The sequence below is a fragment of the Streptomyces sp. NPDC037271 genome, from assembly GCF_055603605.1.
The window spans coordinates 1-25902 of the sequence record NZ_JBVJVN010000018.1 but is presented as its reverse complement, the minus strand read 5'-3'; the positions used below and the strand labels follow the sequence as shown (position 1 = coordinate 25902).

The window sequence follows — 25902 nt, the reverse complement described above, 5'->3', positions numbered from 1 at the left end:
GCGATGTCGAATCCGTTCGAGGACGAAAACGCCGCGTACGTCGTACTGATCAACGACGAACTTCAGTATTCGCTGTGGCCGGTGATCGTCGACATTCCCGACGGCTGGCACACGGTGTTCGGTGAGGCCCCGAGGACCGAGTGCCTGGACTACATAGACCAGCACTGGACGGACATGCGTCCCAAGAGCCTGGTGGACGCGATGAGCGCGGCGGCCGGTGCCGAGGACCGCGCCGAATGACCGCCCCGTCCGGCCCGGACCGTCCGCCCGCGGCCCGGCCGCGGGTCCGGACGGATCTGGACGGCCTGCCGCTCTTCCGGGGAAGGGCCACCGAACCCGGAACGATCGGCCTGGACTGCAACGAATCGCCGTTCGCGCCGCCCGCCGCCGTGCAGGCCGCGCTGTCCGGCGCGGTCCACGGGCTGAACCGCTACCCCGACAACTCGTCCGCCGACCTCACCGCCCGGCTCGCCGAGCGCCACGGGGTGCCGCCCGCCACCCTCTGCCTGGGGCCGGGGTCGGTGGGCCTGTGCGCGCAGTTGGTCCAGATCACCTGTGCGGCGGGCGACGAAGTGGTCGTACCCTGGCGCTCGTTCGAGGTCTATCCGGCCATCGCCGGGACGGCGGGCGCGGTGGTGCACCGGGTCCCGCTGACCGCGGGGCACGCCCTTGACCTGCCGGCGATGGCCGCGGCGATCTCCGACCGCACACGGCTGGTCTTCGTGTGCTCGCCCAACAACCCGACCGGGACGTCCGTGTCCCGGTCGGCCGTGGAGCGCTTCCTCGCCGAGGTGCCGCCGGACGTCCTGGTGGTCCTCGACGAGGCGTACGCGGAGTTCACCGAGCAGGAGGCCGACCCGCTCGACGGGTTCGGCCTGGTGCGCGACCTGTTGCGCCAGGGGCGTACCAACGTGGTCGCGCTACGTACCTTCTCCAAAGCCTACGGGCTGGCCGGGCTGCGGATCGGCTACTGCCTGTCCGCCCCGCCGGTGGCCGAACTGCTGGGCCGGGTCGCGGTCCCGTACGCGGTCGGGACCCTCGCCCAGCGGGCCGCGGTCGCCGCGCTGGACTGCGAGCGGGAAGTACGGGAACGCTGCCGGCACCTCACCGAGGAGCGGGAGCGGGTCCGGGCCGCTCTGCTCGACACGGGCTGGGACGTGCCGGTCAGCGGCGCGAACTTCCTGTGGCTGCCCGCCGGTCCGGCCGCGGAGACCTTCGCCGCGCACTGCCGCGAGCAGCGGATCCTGGTCAAGGCCTTCCCCGGGGAGGGGGTACGGGTGACGGTCGGCACGGCCACCGAGAACGACGCCTTCCTGGCCGCGGCGGCACGGTTCGCCCCCATCGACGCGGGCGGCGCCGTCCGGCCGACGCCGCTCGGTTGAGGAGGCACGCTGCGGATCCGAGGGACGAAGCCGTCCGGCCCCCATGCGGTACGTGTCCTCCGTTCCGGTGACTTCACCCGCCGGTTTTCAACTTCTGGTTGACAACCGCTGGTTGAAATTGCCAGGCTCCTTCCATGACCGATCATGCGGAGGGGCAGAACGCCCTGGACCGTGCCGAAGATCCCGACCATGCCCGTGCCCGCCGGGAGCATGTGGCGCTGCGGCACGTGGTCGAGCGCCTGGCCGACGCCGAGCGGCCGGGGCCGACCGACCCGCCGGCCCGTCTCACCGCTCAGGAGGCCGTCCATCTCATCGCCTCCCGGGCCGCCGGCGGCGGGCGTTCCGCCGACGCGCCCGAGGTGGACAGGACCGACATCATGGCGGCCCTGACGTTGCTCCCGCGCGCCCGCGCCGACTTGGACGTACTGGAGGCGAGCCTGCTGTTCGTCGCCAGGGACATCGGCCTGACCTGGCAGGACATCGCCTACGGCCTCGGCCTCCGGTCCCCCCAGGCGGCGCAGAAGCGGGCCGGACGCGGCACCCAGAGCCCGGGCCCGACCCCACCGTCACGGCCCCAGACCCCAGCCGCAAGCGACCCCAAGGGTGAATGTGAGCACTGAACTCGCGGTCGAGACCGTCGGCATGGTGAAGTCCTTCGGGACCACCAAGGCCGTCGACGGCCTCGACCTGTCCGTCCCGGCCGGCGCCGTCTACGGAGTCCTCGGACCCAACGGCGCGGGCAAGACCACGACCCTGCGCATCCTGGCGACACTGCTCGCGCCCGACGCGGGCAGCGCCCGGGTCTTCGGTCACGACGTCGTCCGCGAAGCGAACCGCGTACGGGAACGAGTCAGCCTCACCGGCCAGTTCGCCAGCGTCGACAACGACCTCACGGGCATGGAGAACCTGCTGCTGCTCGCCCGGCTGCACGGATACCGCTCCACGGCCGCCCGGGAGCGCGCACGCGACCTGCTGGAGGCATTCGACCTGGTCGAAGCCGCCGACCGCCCGGCCCGCGGCTACTCCGGCGGAATGCGCCGCCGGCTGGACGTGGCCGCCGGGCTCATCGTCCGGCCTCAGCTGATGTTCCTCGACGAGCCGACCACGGGACTCGACCCCCGCAGCCGCAACGAGGTCTGGGCCATCATCCGGGCGACCGTCGAGCGAGGCACGACCGTCCTGCTCACCACCCAGTACCTGGAAGAGGCCGACCAGCTCGCGCAGCGCGTCGCGGTCATCGACCACGGCAAGCTGGTCGCCGAGGGCACTCCCGGCGAGCTGAAGTCCTCGGTGGGCCGCGGCTCACTGCGCGTCGAACTGACGGACCCCGACGATCTGCCGGAGGCGAGCCGCATCCTCGTCGGCGCCCTGGGTGTCCCCGCCGAGACCACCGGCCCGGCCCAGCTCACCGCGCGGGGCACCGATCCCCGAAGCGTGGCGCGCGCCCTGGGCGAACTCACCCGCACCGTCGAGGTCGACGACTTCGCCATGGACCGCCCGAGCCTCGACGAGGTGTTCCTCGCGCTGACCGGGCGGCCCCCCACCTCCGAGGTGCAGGTGCCCGCCGCCCGCAAGCCGGGCCGCAAGTCCGGCCGCAAGCCCGCCACGAACGAGGAGAGCCGATGACGACCGCCGCGCGCCCGATCGAGGCGGAGGAGAGGCTGCTGCGGGTCCTAGGCGAGGACACCCGCCCCCAGCAGCGCCCCGGGGCGCTGTCCACGTCGCTCACGATGGGCTGGCGGGCGCTGGTGAAGATCAAGCGCTCACCGGGACAGCTGTTCAACGCGACCATCACCCCGGTGATGTTCACGCTGATCTTCACCTACCTCTTCGGCGGCGCGATCTCCGGCAGCAGCCGCGAGTACCTCCAGTTCCTGCTGCCCGGCATCCTCGTGCAGGGCGTGCTGTTCATCTCCACACAGACCGGTGTGGCCCTCACCAGCGACCTCCAACAGGGCATCTTCGACCGCTTCAAGTCGATGCCGATCTGGCGGCCGTCCCCGCTGACCGGCGCCCTGATCGGCGACGTGGTGCGCTATCTGATCTCGTCGGCCGTCGTGGTCGCCGTCGGGCTCGCACTGGGCTTCCGGCCCGACGGCGGACTGCTCGGCGTCATCGGCGGCGTGCTCCTCGCCGTCCTCTTCGGCTTCTGCGTCTCATGGATCTGGACGTTCCTCGGCCTGGTGCTGCGCACCCCGCAGGCTGTCTCCGCGCTCGGCATGCTGTTGCTGTCGCTCCTGACCTTCGCCAGCAACATCTTCGCCGAGCCGACCACCATGCCCGGCTGGCTGGAGGCGTTCGTCGACATCAACCCCATCGGGTACGTGGTCACCGCGAGCCGCTCCCTCATGAACGGTGACGGCACGGCCGACCTCACTCCCGCCCTCATCTCCTGCGCGGTGCTGCTGATCGTGTTCGTACCGCTCAGCCTGCTGCGCTACAACAAGAGCGAATAAAGGGAGCGGGCTTCGATTCGGCCCGTCAAAACGGCGTTCCCCTCGTAATTTTTGAACGTTTGCCGCCGGTGGAGACCGTGGATAGCATCGTCCCCACCGCACCGGAAATCGTCCGAATTTTATTGGGGGAGCGCCGTGCTCAACAGTGAGAATTCCCGGGTCGACGTCCCCGAGATCGCGATGGTCGACCCCGAGGTACTCAGCGATCCGATTTCCGCCTATGGGAGGGCAAGGGAACAGACCCCCATAGTGCGCCTCATGGCGCCGGGATTCGGATCGATATGGGCGGTCACCCGCCACAGCGACGCCAAGGCCATGCTGAGCGACCCGCGCCTCGCCATGACCGCCGACAGCTGGAACCAGCGGATCCCGGACGACGTACGTCCCTACATGCTGACCATGTCGCACATGGACGGAGTCGACCACGGCCGGCTGCGCAAGCTCGCCGTACGGGCCTTCACCGCCCGTCGTGCCGCCGCCCGCCGCGACATGATCCGGCAGAGCGCCGACCGGCTGCTCGACACCCTGCCCGGCCTCGCCGAAGAGGGCACCGTCGACCTCCTGAAACACTTCGCCCAGCCGCTGCCCACCTTCGTGGTCGGCGACGTCATGGGCATCCCCGAGGCGGACCGGTCCCTGTGGCGCGCCTACGTCGCCCGGATCAGCTCCGGAGGCCAGACGTACGACGAGGCCCTGCGCGATGCCATCGAGGGCGCCAAACGGGTCATCGGACTACGACGTGAAGAGCCCGGCGACGACCTGGTCTCCGACCTTCTGCGGGCCCAGGCCGAGGACGCGGACCGGATCAGCGACACCGAGCTGGTCACCATGGTGTGGCATACCGTCTTCGCAGGTCAGGACAATCTCGCGAACTTCATCGCCAACTCCGTGGTGGCCCTCCTCTCACATCCGGAACAGCTCGCCGCCCTGCGCGCCGACCCGTCCCTGATGCCCCGGGCCGTGGAGGAGCTGATGCGGTGGCGGCCCCCGCTGCTGCTGACCGCCATCCGCTACGTCCTGGAGGACTTCGAGCTGTGCGGCGCGCAGCTGCGCGCCGGGGACTCCGTGGTGGCGGTGATCGCCTCCGCCAACCGCGACCCCCGCGTCTTCGACGACCCCGACACGCTCGACATCACCCGGCCCGCCGGCGCCGCGGTCCAGTTCGGCTTCGGCCACGGCGCGCACTACTGCATCGGCGCCTCCCTGGCCGCCGTCGAGGCGGAGGTGGCGCTCGAGGCCCTGCTGAGCCGCTTCCCCGACCTCGCGCTCGCCGTCCCGCCCGAGGAGGTGCCGCGGCTGCCCAACCCCGGCAGCTGGCACCTCACCGCGCTCCCGGTCACCCTCTGAGCCCTCCGCCTCCGAGTCCTCCGCGGAAATCGGCTTGCGAAATCACTCGACGAAGCATTTGGCCCATGACGCATTGCCCGGGTGTTCAAGTGCTTTGTTGACGGCAGTCGGGCCGAACCATAGATTGACGACTGCCCGAATTTCCCGCCTCCCGAAAAGCAATTGATTGCAGCACTCCCGAGATATTCGAGAGTGCGGGGAGGTGCCGTGGAAAAGCGGACCATGCGGGGAGGTGAACCGATATGCGTTACCTGCACTGAAAGCAGAGATGAGAACGTACGGCCGTAGCCCGGCATGGTCAGACCTGCCGGGCTACGGCTCCGTTGACGGGGGTTGCGCATGGCAAGGCCCGCAGACACCGACACAGCAGATCTCGACATGCCGGGCTTGATCGCACGCGCCGATGAGTTCATCCGGCTGTACAGCTCGGAGAACGCCGTCGACCGCCCGCCGGCCGACCGCATGGCCGAGATCCGCCGCGAGATCCGCCAGAGCGGCACCTACGTGCACACCGCCGGCGAACTGGCCTTCGGCGCCAAGATCGCCTGGCGCAACAGCAGGCGCTGCATCGGCCGCCTGTACTGGCCCGGCCTCGTCGTACGCGACCTGCGACACCTGCGGACGGCCGAGGACATCCACCGCGAGTGCGTCGCACACCTGCGGCTGGCCTTCAACGGCGGCCGGATCCGCCCCACGATCAGCGTCTTCGCGGCCGACGGACCCGACGGCACGGGACCGCGCATCCACAACCCCCAGCTCATCCGCTACGCCGGCTACCGCGGCCCCGGCGGCCGCGTCGCCGGCGACCCCGCGTCCGCCGACCTCACCGACCGCGTCCGCGCCCTCGGCTGGCCCGGCGGCCCGGGTACCCGCTTCGACGTCCTGCCGCTGCTCGTCGAGGAGCCGGGCAAGGCGGCCCGGCTCTTCGACCTCCCGCCCGACGCCGTGCGGGAGGTCCCGCTGCGCCACCCCGACCACGACTGGTTCGCCGACCTCGATCTGCGCTGGCACGCGCTGCCCGTCATCTCCGACATGGTGCTGGAGATCGGCGGCGTACGGTACGGCGCCGCCCCCTTCAACGGCTGGTACATGGGCACGGAGATCGGCGCCCGCAACCTCGTCGACACCCAGCGCTACGACCTGCTGCCCGAGATCGCCGACCGGCTGGGCCTGGACCGCACCAGTGACAGGACCCTGTGGAAGGACCGGGCGCTGGTCGAGCTGAACGTGGCGGTGCTCTGGTCGTTCGAGCGGGACGGCATCACCATCACCGACCACCACACCGAGTCGGAGCGGTTCCTGCGCCACCTGCGCCGCGAGGAGAAGGCCGGCCGCAGCGTGCCCGCCGACTGGTCCTGGATCGTGCCCCCGCTCTCGGGCGGAGTGACCCCCGTCTTCCACCGCTACTACGACGACCACGAGTCGTCGCCCGCGTTCCTGCAAGCACCGGCCCCCGGCCGCTGCCCGGTCACCGGACACGCTCCGACGACCGCCGGCGAGGCCCACGGACCGGACCCACAGCCGCCCGTCAGCGTCGGCGCCGACACCGGAGACAGCCGTGACCGTATCGTCCGCCCCTGAGGCCACCGACCCCCTGTTCAGCCCCCTCGACCCCGCGGTGCTCGCCGACCCCTACCCGGTCTACCGGCGGCTGCGCGAAGCCCAGCCGGTCTACTGGCACGCGGGCATCGACTCCTGGCTGATGACCCGGCACGCCGACTGCACGGCGATCCTGCGCGACTCCGCCCGGTTCAGCACCGACTTCCGGAAGATCGGCATCCCGACCCCGCCGACCCTGCTCAGCCTGCAGACCCTCGACCCGCCCGACCAGACCCCGCTGCGCCACCTCGCGCTCGACGCGGTCCGCGCACAGGACCTCGACGCGCTGCGCGAGGAACTCGGCGCGTTCGCCGACCAGCTGCTCGACGAGCTGGCAGGCCGGCCGTCCTTCGACTTCATCCACGACTACGCGGACGTGTTCACCCTGCGGGCCATCACCCGGTTCATCGGCGTCGAACCGCCCGAGACCGACGAGGCGTTCGCCCGCTTCAACGACGACCTCGACCACAGCATGGACGCGCAGCTCGACCCCGACGCGGAGGAACCCGGACTGCGCGCCCGCGCCCACTTCAACGACCTGGTCCGCACCTGGCTCGCCGACCCCGGCCCGCACGGTGTCCTGTCCGAGGTGGTGCGCCGCCTGCCCGGTTCCGGCGTCGAGGCCGACGACGTACTGGTCAATTCCGTACGCGCCTTCTTCCACGCGGGGTTCGAGGTGCCCAGCCGCTTCCTCGGCAACGCCCTGGCGGCCCTGCTGGCCACGCCCGGCGCGTGGGAGTCCCTGGTGCGCGGTGACGTGGGCCTCGACACCGCCGTCGAGGAACTGATCCGGTACGTCGGTCCGGTGCAGGCACTGGCCCGCGCCTGCACCGAGGACACCGAGCTGGGCGGGGTCACCGTCAAGAGCGGCCAGGTGGTGACCGCGCTGATCGGCGCGGCCAACCGGGACCCCGCGCAGTTCCCCGACCCGGACACGCTGAGGCTGGACCGCAAGCCCAACAACCACCTGGGCTTCGGCCGAGGCGCGCACTCCTGTCTCGGCCTCAACCTCGCCCGGATCGAGGCGCATGTGACGCTCGGGGCCCTGCTGCGGCACCCCGGTGTCCACGCGGCGGGCGAACCGGTGGTGCGGCCGAACGGCACGCTGCGCGGCCTCTCCCGGCTACCGCTCGCACTCGGCTGACCCGAAGGAGTATCGGCGGCGATGGAGATGGTGAGCGGGAGCAGCGGGGCGGACACCCGGCCGGCCCCCTCGGCCAGGGCCGCGGGCGAGGCACGCCTGGCCCGACTGGCGTCCGGCCTCGGCCTGGGTGACCGAAGCGGCGTGTGCGTGGAGGCCTTCGGCGCGATGACGGGCTCCTGGGGCGCGGCCACGGCCGCGCAACTGGCCGAGTCCGACGTGTCGTCCGACGGGTCGCCGATGGAGTTCGCGATCGGCCTCGACGACGACCCCGCGCTGCAGTTCGCGGTGGAGGCCCTGCGCCCCGGGGACTGCCCGGTGGACCGGGTCGTCTCCGCCCGCGCCACGATGGCCGGCCTGGTCCGCCGGTACGGAACGGACGAGCGGCGGTGGGCGCAGGTCGCCGACCTGTATCTGCCCGAGAAGCCGGCCACCGAGCACGTCGCGATGTTCGGCGCAGAGGTGCGACGGCAGGGGGACGCCCAGTTCAAGGTCTGGTTCTACCCGGCCGTCGGCGGGCCCGAGCGGGCCGCGGAGCTGTGCGAACGGGGTCTTGCCGCCGTCGGGCTCGGCGCGGCCTGGCCCGCGGTGACCGCGCACATGGCGCGGGGCGAGCGTCTTGACCGGCCGGTGATGTTCTCGCTCGACCTCTCCGCGGACCCCGCGGCGCGGGTCAAGCTGTACTTCCGGCACTACGCCACCGATGCCGACGGCCTGGCCGAACTCATGGCGCCGTACCCGGGCTTCGCGGCCGCCCCCGTGCGGCGGTTCTGCGAGACGATGCTGCCCGAGGCGGCCGCCGACCTCTCCGCCCAGCCCCCGGTCACGTGCCTGTCGTTCACCGGGGCGCGCCCCGCCACGGTCGGCGGGGCGACCGTCTACCTCCCCATGTGGACCTACGCCCCGGACGACGAGGCGGTGCGCCGCCGGATGAAGGCGGCGCTGGCCGCCTGCGACCGGTCCTCCGGCCTCTACGAACGGGCGCTGCGCGAGGTGGCGTCCCGCCCGCCCGCCGCGGGCCGGGGCATCCACAATTACGTGGCCTGGCGGCCGGGTCCCGGCCGCCCCCGGCTCAAGGCGTACTTCTCGCCCGAACTGCGGCACACGGACCCGACGGCGCGGTACGCCCTCGACGGGCGGGAATGACCGTCGAAAGGACTGCCGCCCGTCGCTGACAGCGTGCCATAATCGGGCCTCGTGTATGAGCCTGTGGTCGACGCGTGGAAGCGGTATTCGGGAATGGTGGACAGGCCGGGCAGCCCCTGGCGTGTTCCGTCGGGGGTGCTGGCGGAAATCCATACCCGTTTCGGGCAGCTTGACATGCTGATGGAATCCATCGTGACGGTTCTGGATCCGTCGTGGACATCGGCGGACGAACGGCAGACCGCCGCCGACGAACGTCAGGATTTCCTTCGGCGATGGGACTGGGCGTCGGTGTACACCGACGCCTTCTACTTCTTCGGCTGGCGTACCGTCGACCTGCTGAACGGCACCGTCGGCGGCCCTCTGCCATGTCTCGAACCGGTCCGGCCGGCCGGTCTCCTCGCCGTCCGCGACGTCCTCCACGAGCACCCGGAGAGCCAGGGCGCCTACTACCGGCACGGCCTCGAGCTCCGCGACGAGGCCCTGGAGAAGATCAGCCGCGCCGCGGACGCGCTCGCGGCGGGCGGCGACGGCACGGAGCCGGACGGTACGGAGCCGGACGGGCGGTGAAGCACGGCCGGGCGGGCGGGTGAGACCGCCCGCCCGGCACCTGGACCGAACCGTCACTTCAGCATCTCCACGACCGGTGCGAACGCCTCCAACCACGGTTCCAGGACCACGATGTAGCTGAGGCCGAACCGCTCCCGGTACTCCGTCAGCCGATCGGCGATCTCCCGCTGCGACCCGATCAGCCAGGCCGGCGTCGCGAGCAGCTGCTCGGGGGTGAAGTGGGCCAGCGGATGCCGCGCCCACTCCTCGGCGGTGCCCCGCGGATCGTCCGTGACGATCACCTGCTGCACCAGCAGGTTCAGTTCCACCTCCGCGACCCGGGCGCCCAACTGCTCGCGGACCAGGGCCACCCGCTCGCCCAGCTCTTCCGGGCTCGCCAGCTGTGGGAACTCCCCGCGCCCCGCGAAGATCCCGGTGAAGCCGATGATGTCGGCGTGCTCGGCGGCCAGCCGCAGCACCCGGTCGCCGTTACCGGCCACCAGCAGCGGCGGGCCGCCGGGCCGCACCGGCCGCGGTGTGTGATCGGGGTTCACCATCAGCCCGCGCAACTCCTTGACCGTGCGTTCCAGTTGGCTGACGCGCTCACCGGCGGACGGGAAGGGCACCCCGTCGGAACCGGTACCCTGCCGGATGGAGCCGGCCGCCAGCCCCACCTCCAGGCGGCCGTCGGTCAGCAGGTCGGCCGTGGCCGCCTCCCGGGCCAGCAGCACCGGGTTGTGGAACGCGGCGTTGAGGACGAAGGTGGTCACCCGGATCCGCTCGGTGGCCTCGGCCGCCGCCACCAGGGCGGGGAACGGGGCGGGCGCGCCCAGGTGGTCCGGCACGCCCAGCACATCGAATCCCAGGTCCTCGACCTTGCGGGACTTTTCTGCCCATTCACGCCGCGGCGCGGGCGTGACGAGATTGACGCCGAAACGGAACGGACGATTCTCGGGAAGAGTCATGGGGCGACGTTAGCAGCGGAGCTGGAATCCGAAAACGAACGCGCTTTTACGTCCACGACCGGTATTCCGGCGGCAGCTGTTCAAATTCTGCAATCTTGACACCGGTGAGGCCCGTGATCGAGTCTCGGGACGAATGTCACTTGCCTTGTTTCCTTCATCGTGCCGGGAGAAGGAGTCTTTCGTGCGCCCAGAGCAAGCAAACGCCGAAACCACCGTGGGGAATGCGACACCTGCCCCGCCCTATTCCGAGGACGACGGAAAAGCGCTCCAGGACTGGTTCCGCGCCATGCGGGACGAGCATCCCGTCCACCAGGACCCCGCGACCGGCGCCTGGATGGTGCTCCGGTACGCCGACGTCGTCACCGCCAGCCTGGACCACGCCACGTACTCCTCCGAACTGTGGCGGGCCTACCCGGCCGAGTGGGGCAAGGGAGACGCCTGGGGCCAGGGCCGACTCACCGAGATGGACCCGCCGAGGCACCGGCTGCTGCGAGCACTGATCGGCAAGGCGTTCAACCAACGGACGGTCGCCGGCCTCGCCCCGGAGATCGAGGCCACCGTGGAACGCCTGCTGGACGCCGTGGACGGCAACCCCGAGATCGACGTGGCCCGCGATCTGGCCGACCCCCTGCCGGTCATGGTGATCGCCGAACTGATCGGTCTCCCCTTCGAGGACCGGGAGTTGCTGCGGGGCTGGGCGGACCGGCTGCTCTCCTTCGAGGCGGGCGACCTGGCCGGCGAGGAACTCGTCAAGGCGATCGACGCGGCGGGTGCCGAACTGCTCGCCTACCTGCGCGAGCACTACCGGCTACGGCGCGGAGCCCCCGAGGACGACCTCTTCAGCAGGCTCGCGCAGGCCGAGGTGGACGGCGAACGGCTCACCGAGGAGGAGGTGGTCAACATCGGCAAACTGCTGCTCATCGGCGGGCACGTCACCACCGCCTGCTCACTCGCCAGCCTCGTCTTCGAGCTGCTGCGCCACCCCGACGCGCTGACCGCCGTACGACAGGACGCGGGCCTGATACCGGCCGCCGTCGAGGAGTCGGTCCGCTACCGCCCCGCGGTGCCGAACAGCCTGCGACTGACCACACGTGACACCGAACTCGGCGGAGTCGCCATCCCCGCCGGGCAGTTCGTGTCGCTCTCCGCACTGTCGGCCAACCACGACGAGCGGCAGTTCGAGGACCCCGAGCGCTTCGACATCCACCGGCAGCACAACCAGCACGTCGGCTTCGGACAAGGCGTCCACTACTGCCTGGGCGCGCCACTGGCCCGCACCGAGATCCGGATCGCGCTGACGGCGCTGCTGCGGCGGTTCCCCGTCCTGGAGAGGACCGACGGCCCCCTCCAGTACTACCGGAACCCGAGCATCGCCGGTCTCAGGTCCTTCCCCGTCGCCGTCGCGCGAGGCTGACGGCCACCGCCGCCGACGCCTCCCACATCCCCGCCCGCCGCCACATCCACAGCCACCACAACTCCGCCGCGTCGCGCACCACTCGGACCCCAGGGGCAGAAGAATTCATCATGCGATACGTTGACGAGCCGAACACGAGCGGACGGTCCACGGACGGAAGCGGGCACCAGGGGGCGGCACCCGGCCCCACCACGCTGCCGGACATCTTCGGGGCCCGCGCGGCGCTGACCCCGCGGGCCCTGGCCGTCAGCGCGGGCACGACCACCTGGACGTACGCCGAACTCGACGCGCGCGCCAACCGCATCGCCTGGTGGCTCATCGGCCAGGGCCTGGGACCCGACGACCGGGTCGCCGTCGCCCTGCCGCGCGGCGCCGAACACATCGCCGCTCTCCTCGGCGTCACGAAGGCCGGCGCCGCCTACCTCCCGCTGGACCCTGAGCAGCCCACCGAACGCCTCGCCCGCCTCCTGCGGGACAGCGGACCCGAAGCCGTCCTGCTCCACGCCGACCTCGCCCGCCGCCTGCCGCCCGGTGACGCCCGGCCGCTCCTGCTCGACGCCCCCGCCACCGGCGCCGCGCTCGCCGCCTGTCCCGCCACCACGCCCCACGACGGCGACCGGACCCGGCCACTGCTCCCGACGGACCTCGCCTACGTCATCCACACCTCGGGCTCCACCGGCACCCCGAAACCGGTCGGCGTCCCGCACACGGGCTTCGCCGCCCTCGTCGCCACGGCCGCCCGGCACCAGACCACCGACACCGGCTCCCGCGTGCTCCAACTGGCGCCCCCCACCTTCGACGTGGCGATCTGGGAGCTGCTCACCACCTTCGCCCAAAGCGGCACCCTCGTCGTCCCCGAACACAGCCGTCTGCTCGGCGAGGAACTCGCCGACGTGCTGGCCGACGAACAGATCACCCACGTCACCCTGCCGGTCCCGGTGCTCGCCACCCTCCCCGTCGGCACCGAGTCCACGCTGCCCGACCTGCGCCGGGTGCACATCGGCGGCGAGAGCTGCCCGCCCGACCTCGTGCGCCGGTGGTCCGCCGACCACGAGCTGGTCAACGGCTACGGCACCACCGAGTGCTCGGTCGCCACCACCCTGACCGAACCGCTCACCGCCCTCGACGACGGCCCCGCACAGGTCCCGATCGGGACACCGGTGGCGGAGGTCCGGGCGTTCGTCCTGGACGACGTGCTGGCCCCGGTGCCCGCCGGCACGGCAGGGGAGCTGTACGTGACCGGCCCCGGCCTCGCACGCGGATACGTGGAGCTGCCGGGCCTCACGGCGGAGCGGTTCGTGGCGTGCCCGTTCGACGCGCCGGGCGGCCGGATGTACCGCACCGGCGACGTCGTCCGCTGGAACACGGACGGTCAACTCGAGTTCCTGCACCGGGTGGACGACCAGGTGAAGATCCGCGGGTTCCGGGTGGAACCGGGCGAGGCGGAGGAAGCGCTGCGGCGGCACCCCGCGGTGGCACAGGCCGTCGTGCTGCCCCTCACGCACACCACGGGCGATACGCGGCTCGTCGCCTACGCCGTCCCCGCCCCCGGCGCCGAGGTGACCCCCGCGTCACTGCGCGCCGACCTCCAGGAGGTGCTCCCCGACCACCTCGTGCCGTCCGCCGCCGTCATGCTGGACACGCTGCCGCTGACACCGAACGGAAAGATCGACCGCACCGCGCTCCCCGCCCCCGAGTACGACGGCACCGGCGTGTCCCGCGCACCCCGCACCGAGACCGAAGCCGTGCTGTGCGGCCTGTTCGGGGACATTCTGGGGGTGCCGTCGGTCGGGGTGGACGACAGCTTCTTCGACCTGGGTGGTCACTCGCTGCTGGCGACGCGTCTGGTGAGCAGGATCCGTCGTGTCATGGGTGTCGAACTGCCGCTGAGGGTGCTGTTCGAGGCGCCGACCGTCGCGAGGCTGGTACGTCATCTGGATTCGGGACAGGTGCGTCCGGCGCTGGAGGCGCGTCCGCGTCCGGAGTCGCTGCCGTTGTCGTACGCCCAGCAGCGGCTGTGGTTCCTGCACAAACTCGAAGGCCCCTCGGCGACCTACAACATGCCGCTCGCCCTCCGCCTCACCGGCGACGTCGACCACGACGCGCTGGAGGCCGCCATCAACGATCTGGTCGTACGGCACGAACCGCTGCGCACCGTCTTCTCCGAAACCACCGACCGGCCCGTCCAGCGCGTCCTGCCCGCGGACCGGGCACACCTGACGCTGCGCACCGCCACCGTCGACCAGGACCGCCTCGAAGCGGAGATCCGCGCCGCGGCCCGTCACCCCTTCGACCTCGCCGCCGACATCCCGGCCCAGGTGTGGCTCTTCCGGACCGAGGACGACCCGAACGCCGCCGTCCTGCTTCTCGTGCTCCATCACATCGCGGGGGACGGGTGGTCGGCGGGCCCGCTGGCACGGGACCTGGTGGCGGCGTACGCGGCCCGCTCGGGCGGCGAGGCCCCGGCATGGCCGGCGCTGCCGGTGCAGTACGGGGACTACACCGTGTGGCAGCACGAGGTGCTGGGGGACGTGGACGACCCCGACAGCGAGGTGGTCAGCCAGCTGTCTTACTGGGCAGGCCAGTTGGAGGATGCTCCGGAGGAGGTGACGGTGCCGGGGGACCGGCCGCGTCCCGCTTCGGCGTCGTACGAGGGCGGACTGGTGTCCCTGGAGATCGGCGCCGACCTGCATGCCGGGCTGCGAGGCCTGGCCCGGTCGGCGGACGTGACACCGTTCATGGTGTTGCAGGCCGCGCTGGCGGCGTTGCTGTCGCGGCTGGGTGCGGGATCGGACATCGTCGTCGGTTCGCCGGTCGCGGGACGGATGGACGAGGGGCTGGACGACCTGGTCGGCCTGTTCGTCAATACGTTGGTGGTGCGGACGGATGTCTCGGGTGATCCGTCGTTCGGTGAGTTGTTGGGGCGGGTGCGTGAGGGGTGCCTGGAGGCGTTCGCGCATCAGGATGTGCCGTTCGAGCTGGTGGTGGAGCGGCTGAACCCGGCGCGTTCGGGTGGCCGGCATCCGTTGTTCCAGGTGGCGTTGGTGCTGCAGAACAACGAGGAGGCTCTCTTCGAGTTGCCGGGGCTCGGCGTGCGTTCGGAGTCGGTGGGGACGGGCACGGCGAAGTTCGACGTGACGGTGAGCCTGTCGGAAACCTTCGACGAGGACGGCCGGCCGGCGGGGATGGTCGGGTTCATCGAGTACGCGACGGACCTGTACGACCAGGACACCGCGGAGCTGTTCGGGGCGCGGTTGGTGCGGGTGCTGAGCGGGGCGGTCGCCGGGCCCGGCTCGCGGGTGGGTGAGCTTGATGTGCTGGGTGGTGGTGAGCGGGAGCGGTTGCTGGGGTGGTCGGCGACGGGCGGCACGCCGGTACCGGTGACGTTGCCGGGGTTGTTTGCCGGGCGGGTGCGGGAGTGTCCGGACGCGGTGGCCGTGGTGTGCGGTGAAGAGGCCTGGTCCTATGGCGAGTTGGCCGAGCGTGCGAACCGGCTGGCCCGGTGGTTGATCGACCGTGGGGTGGGTCCCGGGGATGTGGTGGCGGTCGCCGTCCCTGCGGGTGTGGAGCAGCTTGTTTCGGTGCTGGGTGTGGTGTCGGCCGGGGCGGCGTATGTGCCGGTGGACGTGGAGTACCCGGGCGCGCGGATCGGCTGGTTGCTGGAGGACGCGCGGCCCGGACTGGTGCTGACCACGCAGGCGGCAGCGGCCAGTCTGCCGGAGAACCTGCCGGTGGATGTCGTACTGCTGGACGAGGTCGGCACCGAAGGTCTGTCGGGTGAGGAGATCACCGATGCCGAGCGGGTGGTGCCGTTGCTGCTCTCGCACCCGGTGTATGTCATTTACACCTCGGGTTCGACGGGGCGTCCGAAGGGTGTGGAGGTCACCCACGCGGGTGTGGCGGGGTTCGCGGCGGGCCTGGTGGGTCGGATGGGTATCGGTGCCGGTGGCCGTGTGTTGCGTACGGCGTCGTTGAGTTTCGACGCGTCCGTGCTGGAGTTGGTTCTGGCGTGGGGTTCCGGGTCTGCGCTGGTCATCCCGGAGGCCGGGTCCGGTCTGGCGGGCGAGGAACTGGAAGCGGCGCTGTCCGTCGGACGGGTGACGCATGCGTTCTTGCCGCCGTCGGTGGTGGCGACGCTGCCGGAAGGGGCGTGGGAGCGGCTGGAGGGTCTGGTGGCTCTGGCGGTGGGCGCGGAGGCGTGTCCGCCGGAGCTGGTATCCCGCTGGGCACCCGGTCGCCGGCTGGTCAATGCCTATGGTCCGACGGAGATCACCGTGGCCGCGGCAATCAGTGATCCGTTGACCGCCGGTGGGGGCGTCCCGATCGGGCGTGCGGTGCCGGGTGCGGGTCTGTTCGTGCTGGACGAGCGCCTCGGGCTTGTCCCGGCGGGTGTGCCGGGCGAGTTGTATGTCTCGGGTGCGGGGTTGGCGCGCGGGTATGCGGGTCGCCCGGGTCTGACCGCCGACCGTTTCGTGGCCAGTCCTTTCGGTGGCCCCGGCGAGCGGATGTACCGCACGGGTGACCTGGTGCGCTGGAACGCCGACGGCCAGCTCCAGTACCTGGGTCGTGCCGATGACCAGGTGAAGATCCGTGGTTTCCGTATCGAGCCGGGCGAGGTTCAGGCGGCGTTGGAGGCCGAGCCGGGTGTCTCCCGGGCCGTGGTCGTCGCCCGCCCGCACCACGACGACACCCGCCTCGTCGCCTATGTCGTTCCTTCGTCGGCAGGGGCGGACGGTGCGACCGGCGAGCAGGTGGAGGAGTGGCGTGAGATCTATGACTCGGTGTACGGCGAGGCCGAGTCGGATGCGTTGGGGGAGGGGTTCGAGGGGTGGAACAGCTCGTACTCGGGTGAGCCGATCCCGTTGCCGGAGATGCGGGAATGGCGCCATGCGGTCGTGGAACGCATCCGTAGCTTCGGACCCCGCCGGGTGTTGGAGATCGGTGTCGGTTCCGGTTTGTTGATGGGGCATGTGGCGGCGGGGGTGGAGTCGTACTGGGCGACGGACTTCTCGTCGTCGGTGGTGGAGCGGTTGCGTGGTCAGGTGGCGGGGCTGGGCTGGGATCACGTGGTGGTGCGCTGTCAGGCCGCCGATGATGTTTCCGGGCTTCCTGTCGGGGAGTTCGACACGGTTGTCATCAACTCCGTGGTGCAGTACTTCCCGGGTTGGGAGTATCTGGAGCGGGTGCTGGACCAGGCGTTCGGGCTGCTGGCCGAGGGTGGCCGGCTGATCGTCGGAGACGTGCGGCACCGGGGTCTGTTGCGGGCGTTCCAGACGGCGGTGCAGGCTCGTCAGCCGGGTGTCGGGGACACGGCCCGGTTGCGTGCGGCGGTGGAACAGGCCGTGGTGACGGAGAAGGAGTTGCTGCTGGATCCCGGTTTCTTCGCCGCCTGGGCGGCCGGGCGGCCGGAAGCGGTGGGCGTGGATGTGCGGTGGAAGCGGGGCGCGGCCCACAACGAGCTGACGCGGCACCGCTACGACGTGGTCCTGCACAAAACCCCTGCCCACCCGCTCCCGCTGGCCGGTGTGCCGGTCCTCACCTGGGGCCGGGACATCGAGACATGGGAGGCACTGGGTGACGTCTCGTTGCCGGTTCGAGTGTCCGGGGTGCCGAATGCCCGGCTGACCGGGGAGGTCGCGGCGGCCCGCGCGATGGCCGCCGACGAGCCCATCGAGCGTGTCCGTGAGCTTCTGGACGGGGAGAGCGGGCTGGATCCGGAAGAGGTGTGCCTCTGGGCTCGGGCACGGGGCTGGGACGCCGTGGTCACCGTCGGTTCCGACGGCGCGGACACCATGGATGTGGTGTTCGTTCCCGGAGGTACGGGTGTGGTGTCGGACGTTTTCGTTCCGGTGGGTGTGGGGTCGCTTGCGGGGTTGGCGAGTGATCCGGTGCGGACGCGGGTGGCGGGTGAGCTGGTGTCCGCGCTGCGTCGTGGTCTGGCGGAGCGGCTTCCGTCGCATCTGGTGCCGGCTGCGTTCGTGGTGCTGGAGGCTCTGCCGTTGACGGTGAGCGGGAAGGTGGACCGGGGCGCGTTGCCCGCTCCTGAGTACGCCTTCACCGCGTCGCGGGCGGCACGGACGCCGCAGGAAGAGATCGTGTGTGCTCTGTTCGCCGAGGTGTTGGGTCTGCCGGCGGTCGGGGTGGAGGACGACTTCTTCGAGCTGGGTGGGCATTCGCTGCTGGCGACGCGGCTGGTGAACCGGATCCGGGCCGTGCTGGGTGTGGATCTGGCCTTGCGCGCGTTGTTCGACCGGCCGACGGTGGCCGGTGTCGTGCGGCATCTGTCGGCGACCGGGTCGCGTCCGGTGCTGGAACGGCGTGAGCGGCCGCAGCGCCTGCCGTTGTCGTTCGCGCAGCGCCGCATGTGGTTCCTGTACAAGTTCGAGGGTGCTTCGGCGACGTACAACATCCCGCTCGTGCTGCGTCTCACCGGTGAGCTGGACGTGCCCGCCATGGAAGCGGCCCTCAACGACGTGATCGCGCGGCACGAGCCGTTGCGGACCGTCTTCCCCGACCTCGACGGTGAGCCCCACCAGCACATCCTCACCCCCACCGAAGCCCACCTCACCCTCACCGTGGAGGACGCGCGGTCGGTGGAGCGGCGGGATCGGCTGGTGCACGACATGGCACGGCACGGATTCGAGCTGGACCGGGAAATGCCGTTGCGCGCGATGCTGCTGACGACGGAGCCCGGCGAGGCCATGCTGATGCTGGCGTTGCATCACATCGCCGGTGACGGCTGGTCGATGGCACCCCTGGCCGAGGACCTGGTGACCGCCTACGCGGCCCGGCGTGACGGCCGGTCGCCGCAATGGTCCGCGATGCCGGTGCAGTACGCCGACTACGGCCTCTGGCAGCACGAACTGCTCGGCGAGGACACCGACCCCGACAGTCTGCTGCGCCGCCAGGCCGCGTACTGGACCGACCACCTGCGCGGCCTGCCCGACGTCGTGTGCCCGCCCACCGACCGGCCGCGGCCGTCCGAGGCGTCGCACAACAGTGAGATGCTGCCGTTCGAGATCGACGCCTCGACCCATGCCATCCTGCGGGAGCTGGCGCGGGCCCACGGGGCGACGCTGTTCATGGTGCTCCACGCGGGCCTCGCCGGGTTGATGTCGCGGCTCGGTGCCGGCACGGACATCGCGGTGGGCTCGCCCATCGCCGGCCGCACCGACGAGGGCCTCGACGACCTGGTGGGCTTCTTCGTCAACACCCTCGTCATGCGGACCGACACCTCGGGGCGGCCGTCCTTCGCCGATCTGCTGGCGCAGGTCAGGGAGACCAGCCTGGCCGCCTACACCCACCAGGACATTCCCTTCGAGTACCTGGTGGAGAAGCTCAACCCGCAGCGCTCCACCGCCCACCACCCGCTCGTCCAGGTCATGCTCACCCTCCAGAACACCGCGGAGGTGCGCTTCGACCTGCCCGGACTCCAGGCACGGCTGGAGAACCCCGGGCAGGGCAGCTCGCAGTTCGACCTGCTGCTGAACATCGGCGAGACCTTCGACGAGAACGGCGGTCCGGCGGGCATCACCGGCTTCGTCGAGTACGCCACCGACATCTACGACCCCGACACCGTCGCGGCGTTCGGGGCCCGGTACGTACGGCTCCTGAACACCGCCGCGGCCGCCGCGGACCTGCCGATCGACACCCTCGACCTGCTCGCCCCGGAAGAACGCCGGCAACTGCTCGGCTGGTCGGGCGCGCACGGCTCGGCCCGGCCCGAACCGCTCACCCTGCCCGGCCTGTTCGCCGAGGCCGTGCGGCGCGCCCCGACGTCCCCGGCCGTCGTACGCGGCGGCGAGGAACTGACGTACGCCGAACTGGACGCATGGTCGAACCGGATCGCGCGGCTGCTGGCCGACCGCGGCCTCGGTCCGGGCCGGCGGGCGGCGCTGCTGATGCGACGCGGACCCGGCCTCCTCGCCGCCCTGCTGGGCGTGCTGAAGACCGGCGCGGCCTACGTGCCCGTGGACCCGGACTACCCGGCGGACCGGCGGGCGTACATGCTCGGCGACGCGGAACCGGCGGTGGTGCTCGACGACGAGTGGGTCCGACAGGACCTCACGGACTGGCCCGACACGGGCCTCGGCAACACCGTCGACCCGGCGTACACCGCGTACGTGATCTACACGTCCGGTTCCACCGGCCGCCCCAAGGGCGTCGAGGTCACCCACGCCGGGATCGCCGGGCTCGCGGCGGCCAAGCGGGCCGCCTTCGCGCTGCGCCCCGGCGACAGGGTGCTCCAGTTCTCACCGTCCAGCTTCGACGCCATGGTCTCCGAGATGGTGACCACCTTCAGCGCCGCGGCGACCCTGGTGGTGCCCGAGGAGACCGGCATCGCCGGAGGGGAGCTCGCCGAGCTGCTCCACCGCGAGCGGATCACCAACGCGACCCTCCCACCGTCCGTCCTGGTCACCCTGGAGGACACCCATGGGCCGGACCGGCTCACCGGACTGACCACGCTGGCTGTCGCGGGCGAGGCATGCCCGCCCGACGTGGCCGCGCGGTGGGCCCCGGGACGCCGGATGATCAACGCGTACGGGCCCACCGAGTCCACCGTGGGCGCCGCGATGAGCCCGCTGCCGGCCGGCCGGGAGACCGGAGTGGTGCCGATCGGGCGGCCCCTGCCCGGACTGGCCGGGCTGGTGCTCGACGAGCGGCTCGAACTGGCCCCGGCGGGTGTGTGGGGAGAGCTGTACGTGTCGGGGGCGGGCCTGGCGCGTGGCTATGTCGGCCGCCCCGGCCTGACGGCCGAACGGTTCGTCGCCTGCCCCTTCACCGGCCCCGGCGCGCGGATGTACCGCACGGGCGACCTCGCTCGCTGGAACGCCGACGGCCGGCTGGAATACCTCGGCCGTGCCGACGACCAGGTGAAGATCCGCGGCTTCCGGATCGAACCCGGCGAGATCGAGGCCGTGCTGCGCGGCCGCCCGGACGTCGCCCAGGCCGCCGTGACCGCCCACGAACAGCAGGACGGCGTGAGCCGGCTCGTCGCCTATCTCGTGCCGGAGGAGGGGCGCGAACTGTCGGTGCCGGCGGTACGGGACGCGGCGCGCCACCGGCTGCCCGACTACATGGTGCCCTCGGCCTTCGTCGTGCTCGACGCCGTGCCGCGCACGCCGAGCGGCAAGCTCGACCGGGCCGCGCTGCCCGCCCCCGACTTCACGAGCACCTCCAGGCGGGCGGCCCGCACACCCCAGGAACAGATCCTCGCCACCCTCTTCGCGGACGTCCTGGGTGTTCCGGTGGTGGGCGTGGACGACGACTTCTTCGGTCTGGGTGGTCATTCGTTGTTGGCGACCCGGTTGGTGAGTCGGGTGCGTGCGGTGCTGGGGGTGGAGTTGCCGTTGCGGGCGTTGTTCGACGCGCCGACGGTGGCGGGGCTCGCGGGTCGGTTGTCTGACGCGGGTTCGCGTCCGGTGCTGGAGCGGCGGGAGCGGCCGGAGGTGCTGCCGTTGTCGTTCGCGCAGCGCAGGCTGTGGTTCCTGTACAAGTTCGAGGGCGCGTCGGCGACGTACAACATGCCGCTCGTCCTCAGGCTCACCGGGAAGCTGGACATCGGCGCTCTGGAGGCCGCGCTCAACGATGTCATCGCGCGGCACGAGCCGCTGCGCACGATCTTCCCCGACACCGACGGACAGCCCCACCAGCGGGTACTGGACGCCGCGGACGTGCGCCTGCGACTGACGCCGGAGCCGGTCCCCGGAGACGGGCTCGACGCACGGGTGGAGGAGTGCGTCCGCCACCGCTTCGAACTCGACCGCGAGGTCCCCGTCCGGCCCAGGCTGCTCAGCACCGGCCCGGACGCCCACATCCTCGTGCTGACCATCCATCACATCGCCGGCGACGGCTGGTCGCTCGGCCCGCTCGCCGACGACCTCAAGAGCGCCTACACCGCCCGCCGCGAGGGTGGGCGGCCGAGGTGGTCCGCACTGCCGGTGCAGTACGCCGACTACAGCCTCTGGCAACAGGAACTGCTCGGTGACGACACCGACCCCGACGCCCTCTTCGCCGGCCAGGCGGCCTATTGGGCCGAGCACTTGGCGGGCCTGCCCGAGGTCGTGAGCCTCCCCACGGACCGGCCGCGGCCCCCCGTCGCGTCCAAGCGCGGCGCCGAGGTCCGATTCACGCTCGACGCCCCCACACACGCCGCGCTGCGGGAGTTGGCCCGCTCGGCGGACGCCACCCTGTTCATGGTCCTGCACACCGGCCTCGCGGCCCTGCTCTCACGGCTGGGCGCCGGCACGGACATCGCGGTCGGCTCGCCCATCGCCGGACGCACCGACGAGAACCTGGACGAGCTGGTCGGCTTCTTCGTCAACACCCTGATCCTGCGCACCGACACCTCCGGCGACCCCGCGTTCGCCGATCTGCTGGCGCAGGTCAGGGAGACCAGCCTGGCCGCCTACACCCACCAGGACATCCCCTTCGAGTACCTGGTGGAGAAGCTCAACCCGCAGCGCTCCACCGCCCACCACCCCCTCATCCAGGTCATGCTGGCCCTCCAGAACAACGCGGACCTGCGCTTCGACCTGCCCGGCCTGCACACCCAGCTCCTCGCCCCGGCCCCCGGCGGCTCACAGTTCGACCTCACCCTCAACCTGGTCGAAGGCTTCGACGAGGACGGCGGGCCCGCCGGGCTGACCGGCATGATCGAATACGCCACCGACCTCTACGACGCCGCCACCGTGGACGCATTCGCGGCCCGCTGGACCCGCCTGCTGGCCGCCGCCGCCGAGGACCCGCACCGCCGCGTCGGCGCACTGGACATCCTCGACCCCGACGAACGGCGCACCCTGGACACGTGGAGCACATCGCCCCGCACCGAGCCGGAGGCGACCCTCCCCGAACTCTTCGAGAGGCAGGTGCGCGCCACCCCGCACGCACCCGCGCTGATCGACGCCGACGGCACGGTCTCGTACGCCGAGCTCGACGCGCGCGCCAACCAGATCGCCCACTGGCTCATCACCCGGGGCGCGGGCCCCGAGTCACCGGTCGGCGTCGCCGTCGACCGCTCCCGAAACCAGATCGCCGTCGTCCTCGGCGTCCTCAAGGCCGGAGCGGCCTACCTGCCGATCGACCCCGGACATCCCGCCGAGCGGATCGCGTACCTGATCTCCGACGCCCGGCCCGCACTGGTGCTGGCCACCCGGCCCGTGGACGTGCGGGTGCCGCTCTCCCTCACCGACGACCCCGCTACCGCCGCCGCGTGGGACCGGCAGCCGACGCGGGCGCCCCGGGACAGTGACCGCACGGCACCCCTGTGCCCGTCCAACGCCGCGTACGTCATCTACACCTCGGGCTCCACCGGCACCCCGAAGGGCGTGACCGTCACCCACGCGGGCTTCGCCGGCCTGACCGCCACCGCCGAGCGCTTCGGCCTCGGCGAGGGCAGCCGCACCCTTCAGTTCACCTCGTCCAACTTCGACGTGTCCGTGATGGAACTCCTGACGGGCTTCACCGTCGGCGCCGCGCTCCTACAGACCGGCACCGAGCACCTGGTCGGCGACGAGCTCGCCGCCGCGCTCGCCACCCACCGGGCCAGCCACCTCTTCATCCCGCCGTCCGTCCTGGCCACCCTCCCGGCCTCCGCCGAGTCCGCCCTGCCCGACCTGAGGTCCCTGGTGGTCGCGGGCGAGGCCTGCCCGCCCGCCCTGGCCGCACGCTGGTCCGCAGGACGCCTGATGATCAATGCCTACGGCCCGACCGAGGCCACCGTCTACGCCACCACCAGCCCGCCGCTCACCGGGGCGAACGCCCCCATCGGCACACCGGTCGTCGGTGCCCGCGTGTTCGTCCTGGACGGCGGCCTGGCCCCCGTGCCACCGGGCGTACCCGGCGAGCTGTACCTGGCGGGCCCCGGCCTCGCGCGCGGATACGTCCGCCGGCCGGGTCTGACGGCGGAGCGGTTCGTGGCGTGCCCGTTCGACGCGCCGGGCGGCCGGATGTACCGCACCGGCGACGTCGTCCGCTGGAACACGGACGGTCAACTCGAGTACCTGGGCCGGGTGGACGACCAGGTGAAGATCCGCGGGTTCCGGGTGGAGCCGGGCGAGGTGGAGGAGGCCCTGCGGCGGCTGCCCGCGGTGGGCCAGGCGGTCGTGGCACCGTTCGTGCACGGGGGCGAGTTGCGGCTCGCGGCATACGCGGTCCCCGTACCCGTGCCGGACGCCGAGGTGACCCCCGCGTCACTGCGCGCGGACCTTCAGGGCGTACTGCCGGGCTACCTCGTGCCGTCCACGGTCATTCTGCTGGACGCGCTGCCGCTGACACCGAACGGAAAGATCGACCGGGCAGCACTCCCCACACCGCAATACGCCGGGAACACCGCGACAGCGCCCCGCACACCGCAGGAGGAGATCCTGTGCGGCCTGTTCGGGGACATCCTGGGGGTGCCGTCGGTCGGGGTGGACGACAGCTTCTTCGACCTGGGTGGTCACTCGCTGCTGGCGACGCGTCTGGTGAGCAGGATCCGTCGTGTCATGGGTGTCGAACTGCCGCTGAGGGTGCTGTTCGAGGCGCCGACCGTCGCGAGGCTGGTACGCCATCTGGATTCGGGACAGGTGCGTCCGGCGCTGGAGGCACGTCCGCGTCCGGAGTCGCTGCCGTTGTCGTACGCCCAGCAGCGGCTGTGGTTCCTGCACAAACTCGAAGGCCCCTCGGCGACCTACAACATGCCCTTCGCCCTCCGCCTCACCGGCGACGTCGACCACGACGCGCTGGAGGCCGCCATCAACGACGTCGTGGCGCGCCACGAGTCCCTGCGCACGGTCTTTCCCGAGAGGGAGGGCAGGCCGTACCAGTGCGTGCTGCCGGAGGACGAGGCCCGGGTGCCCCTCACCGTCGAGCCGGTCACGGAGCCGGCCGTCACCCCTCGTATCGCCGCGACCATCCGGCACGGCTTCCGCCTCGACCGCGACGTCCCCGTCCACGCCCACCTGCTCGACATCACCGGGAGCGACGACGCGGTCCTGGTGCTGGTGCTCCATCACATCGCGGGGGACGGGTGGTCGGCGGGCCCGCTGGCACGGGACCTGGTGGCGGCGTACGCGGCCCGCTCGGGCGGCGAGGCCCCGGCATGGCCGGCGCTGCCGGTGCAGTACGGGGACTACACCGTGTGGCAGCACGAGGTACTGGGGGACGTGGACGACCCGTCGAGCGTGGTGGGCGGCCAGTTCGCTTACTGGGCCCGCCAGTTGGAGGGCGCGCCGGAGGAGGTGACGGTGCCGGGGGACCGGCCGCGTCCCGCTTCGGCGTCGTACGAGGGCGAAGTGATCGGCTTCGAGATCGGCGCCGACCTGCACGCCGGGCTGCGGGACCTCGCGCGGTCCGCTGACGTCACCCTGTTCATGGTGCTGCACGCCGGACTCGCGAGCCTGCTGTCGCGGCTGGGTGCGGGATCGGACATCGTCGTCGGTTCGCCGGTGGCGGGACGGATGGACGAGGGGCTGGACGACCTCATCGGCTTCTTCGTCAACACGTTGGTGGTGCGGACGGATGTGTCGGGTGATCCGTCGTTCGGTGAGTTGTTGGGGCGGGTGCGTGAGGGGTGTCTGGAGGCGTTCGCGCATCAGGATGTGCCGTTCGAGCTGGTGGTGGAGCGGTTGAATCCGGTGCGCTCGGGTGGCCGGCATCCGTTGTTCCAGGTGGCGTTGGTGCTGCAGAACAATGAGGAGGGCCGGTTCGAGCTGCCGGGGCTCGGTGTGCGGACGGAGTCGGTGGGCACGGGTACGGCGAAGTTCGACGTGACCGTGAGTCTGTCGGAAGCCTTCGACGAGAACGGCCGCCCGGCGGGGATGTCCGGGTTCATCGAGTACGCGACGGACCTGTATGACGCGGGCACGGTGGAGTTGTTCGGGGCGCGGTTGGTGCGCGTGTTGAGTGGGGCGGTTGCAGGGCCCGG

The 25902-nt window shown here is 71.5% G+C and carries 13 protein-coding genes; 12 read left to right on the top strand and 1 reads right to left on the bottom strand.

The window, feature by feature from the left end; genetic code table 11:
- The first annotated feature begins 3 nt into the window (after positions 1 to 3).
- The 10 genes from ACZ7G3_RS25810 (at position 4) to ACZ7G3_RS25765 (ending at position 9638) form a co-directional block, all read left to right on the top strand.
- Positions 4 to 240, top strand: coding sequence for an MbtH family protein (locus ACZ7G3_RS25810; RefSeq protein ID WP_470928417.1), 237 nt, complete (start codon positions 4 to 6; stop codon positions 238 to 240).
- Positions 237 to 1382, top strand: coding sequence for a histidinol-phosphate transaminase (locus tag ACZ7G3_RS25805; RefSeq protein ID WP_470928416.1), 1146 nt, complete (start codon positions 237 to 239; stop codon positions 1380 to 1382). The genes ACZ7G3_RS25810 and ACZ7G3_RS25805 overlap by 4 nt, the downstream gene beginning before the upstream one ends.
- A 134-nt stretch (positions 1383 to 1516) precedes the next feature.
- Positions 1517 to 2002, top strand: coding sequence for a DNA-binding protein (locus tag ACZ7G3_RS25800; protein WP_426601552.1), 486 nt, complete (start codon positions 1517 to 1519; stop codon positions 2000 to 2002).
- The gene (locus tag ACZ7G3_RS25795; RefSeq protein ID WP_470928415.1) at positions 1992 to 3008 is read left to right on the top strand and encodes an ATP-binding cassette domain-containing protein; all 1017 of its coding nucleotides are present in this window, start codon (positions 1992 to 1994) and stop codon (positions 3006 to 3008) included. The genes ACZ7G3_RS25800 and ACZ7G3_RS25795 overlap by 11 nt, the downstream gene beginning before the upstream one ends.
- Positions 3005 to 3838, top strand: a complete 834-nt coding sequence (locus tag ACZ7G3_RS25790) for an ABC transporter permease (protein ID WP_426601550.1) — start codon at positions 3005 to 3007, stop codon at positions 3836 to 3838. Before ACZ7G3_RS25795 ends, ACZ7G3_RS25790 begins: the two co-directional genes overlap by 4 nt.
- A gap of 258 nt (positions 3839 to 4096) precedes the next feature.
- A complete protein-coding gene (locus ACZ7G3_RS25785; protein ID WP_470928414.1) occupies positions 4097 to 5185 on the top strand; it encodes a cytochrome P450 in 1089 nt (362 codons plus the stop codon).
- A gap of 339 nt (positions 5186 to 5524) precedes the next feature.
- Positions 5525 to 6766 carry a nitric oxide synthase oxygenase gene (locus tag ACZ7G3_RS25780; RefSeq protein ID WP_470928413.1) on the top strand — a complete coding sequence of 414 codons (1242 nt, stop codon included), beginning with the start codon at positions 5525 to 5527 and terminating at the stop codon, positions 6764 to 6766.
- Positions 6744 to 7928 carry a cytochrome P450 gene (locus tag ACZ7G3_RS25775; protein ID WP_470928412.1) on the top strand — a complete coding sequence of 395 codons (1185 nt, stop codon included), beginning with the start codon at positions 6744 to 6746 and terminating at the stop codon, positions 7926 to 7928. The genes ACZ7G3_RS25780 and ACZ7G3_RS25775 overlap by 23 nt, the downstream gene beginning before the upstream one ends.
- 21 nt (positions 7929 to 7949) lie before the next feature.
- Positions 7950 to 9071 (top strand): tryptophan dimethylallyltransferase family protein, encoded by a 1122-nt coding sequence (locus ACZ7G3_RS25770; protein ID WP_426601546.1) that lies wholly within the window; start codon positions 7950 to 7952, stop codon positions 9069 to 9071.
- Positions 9072 to 9263: 192 nt separating this feature from the next.
- Positions 9264 to 9638, top strand: coding sequence for a hypothetical protein (locus tag ACZ7G3_RS25765; RefSeq protein WP_426601545.1), 375 nt, complete (start codon positions 9264 to 9266; stop codon positions 9636 to 9638).
- Between the two features lie 53 nt (positions 9639 to 9691).
- On the opposite strand, the gene ACZ7G3_RS25760 is transcribed toward ACZ7G3_RS25765, so the two are convergent.
- Positions 9692 to 10582 carry a TIGR03621 family F420-dependent LLM class oxidoreductase gene (locus tag ACZ7G3_RS25760; RefSeq protein ID WP_426556431.1) on the bottom strand — a complete coding sequence of 297 codons (891 nt, stop codon included), beginning with the start codon at positions 10580 to 10582 and terminating at the stop codon, positions 9692 to 9694.
- Between the two features lie 181 nt (positions 10583 to 10763).
- Here ACZ7G3_RS25760 and ACZ7G3_RS25755 point away from each other — a divergent pair, with 181 nt between their 5' ends.
- On the top strand, positions 10764 to 11996 hold the full coding sequence (locus tag ACZ7G3_RS25755) for a cytochrome P450 (protein WP_426601543.1): 1233 nt from the start codon (positions 10764 to 10766) through the stop codon (positions 11994 to 11996).
- Positions 11997 to 12106: 110 nt separating this feature from the next.
- A partial coding sequence (locus ACZ7G3_RS25750) for a non-ribosomal peptide synthetase (protein WP_470928411.1) occupies positions 12107 to 25902 on the top strand: 13796 nt, incomplete at its 3' end.

Excerpts from the sequence above, each read along its gene's own strand:
- ACZ7G3_RS25810 (WP_470928417.1), top strand. The coding sequence starts at position 4 with ATGTCGAATCCGTTCGAGGACGAAAACGCCGCGTACGTCGTACTGATC.
- ACZ7G3_RS25805 (WP_470928416.1), top strand. The coding sequence starts at position 237 with ATGACCGCCCCGTCCGGCCCGGACCGTCCGCCCGCGGCCCGGCCGCGG.
- ACZ7G3_RS25800 (WP_426601552.1), top strand. The coding sequence starts at position 1,517 with ATGACCGATCATGCGGAGGGGCAGAACGCCCTGGACCGTGCCGAAGAT.
- ACZ7G3_RS25790 (WP_426601550.1), top strand. The coding sequence starts at position 3,005 with ATGACGACCGCCGCGCGCCCGATCGAGGCGGAGGAGAGGCTGCTGCGG.
- ACZ7G3_RS25785 (WP_470928414.1), top strand. The coding sequence starts at position 4,097 with ATGGCGCCGGGATTCGGATCGATATGGGCGGTCACCCGCCACAGCGAC.
- ACZ7G3_RS25780 (WP_470928413.1), top strand. The coding sequence starts at position 5,525 with ATGGCAAGGCCCGCAGACACCGACACAGCAGATCTCGACATGCCGGGC.
- ACZ7G3_RS25770 (WP_426601546.1), top strand. The coding sequence starts at position 7,950 with ATGGAGATGGTGAGCGGGAGCAGCGGGGCGGACACCCGGCCGGCCCCC.
- ACZ7G3_RS25760 (WP_426556431.1), bottom strand. The coding sequence starts at position 10,582 with ATGACTCTTCCCGAGAATCGTCCGTTCCGTTTCGGCGTCAATCTCGTC.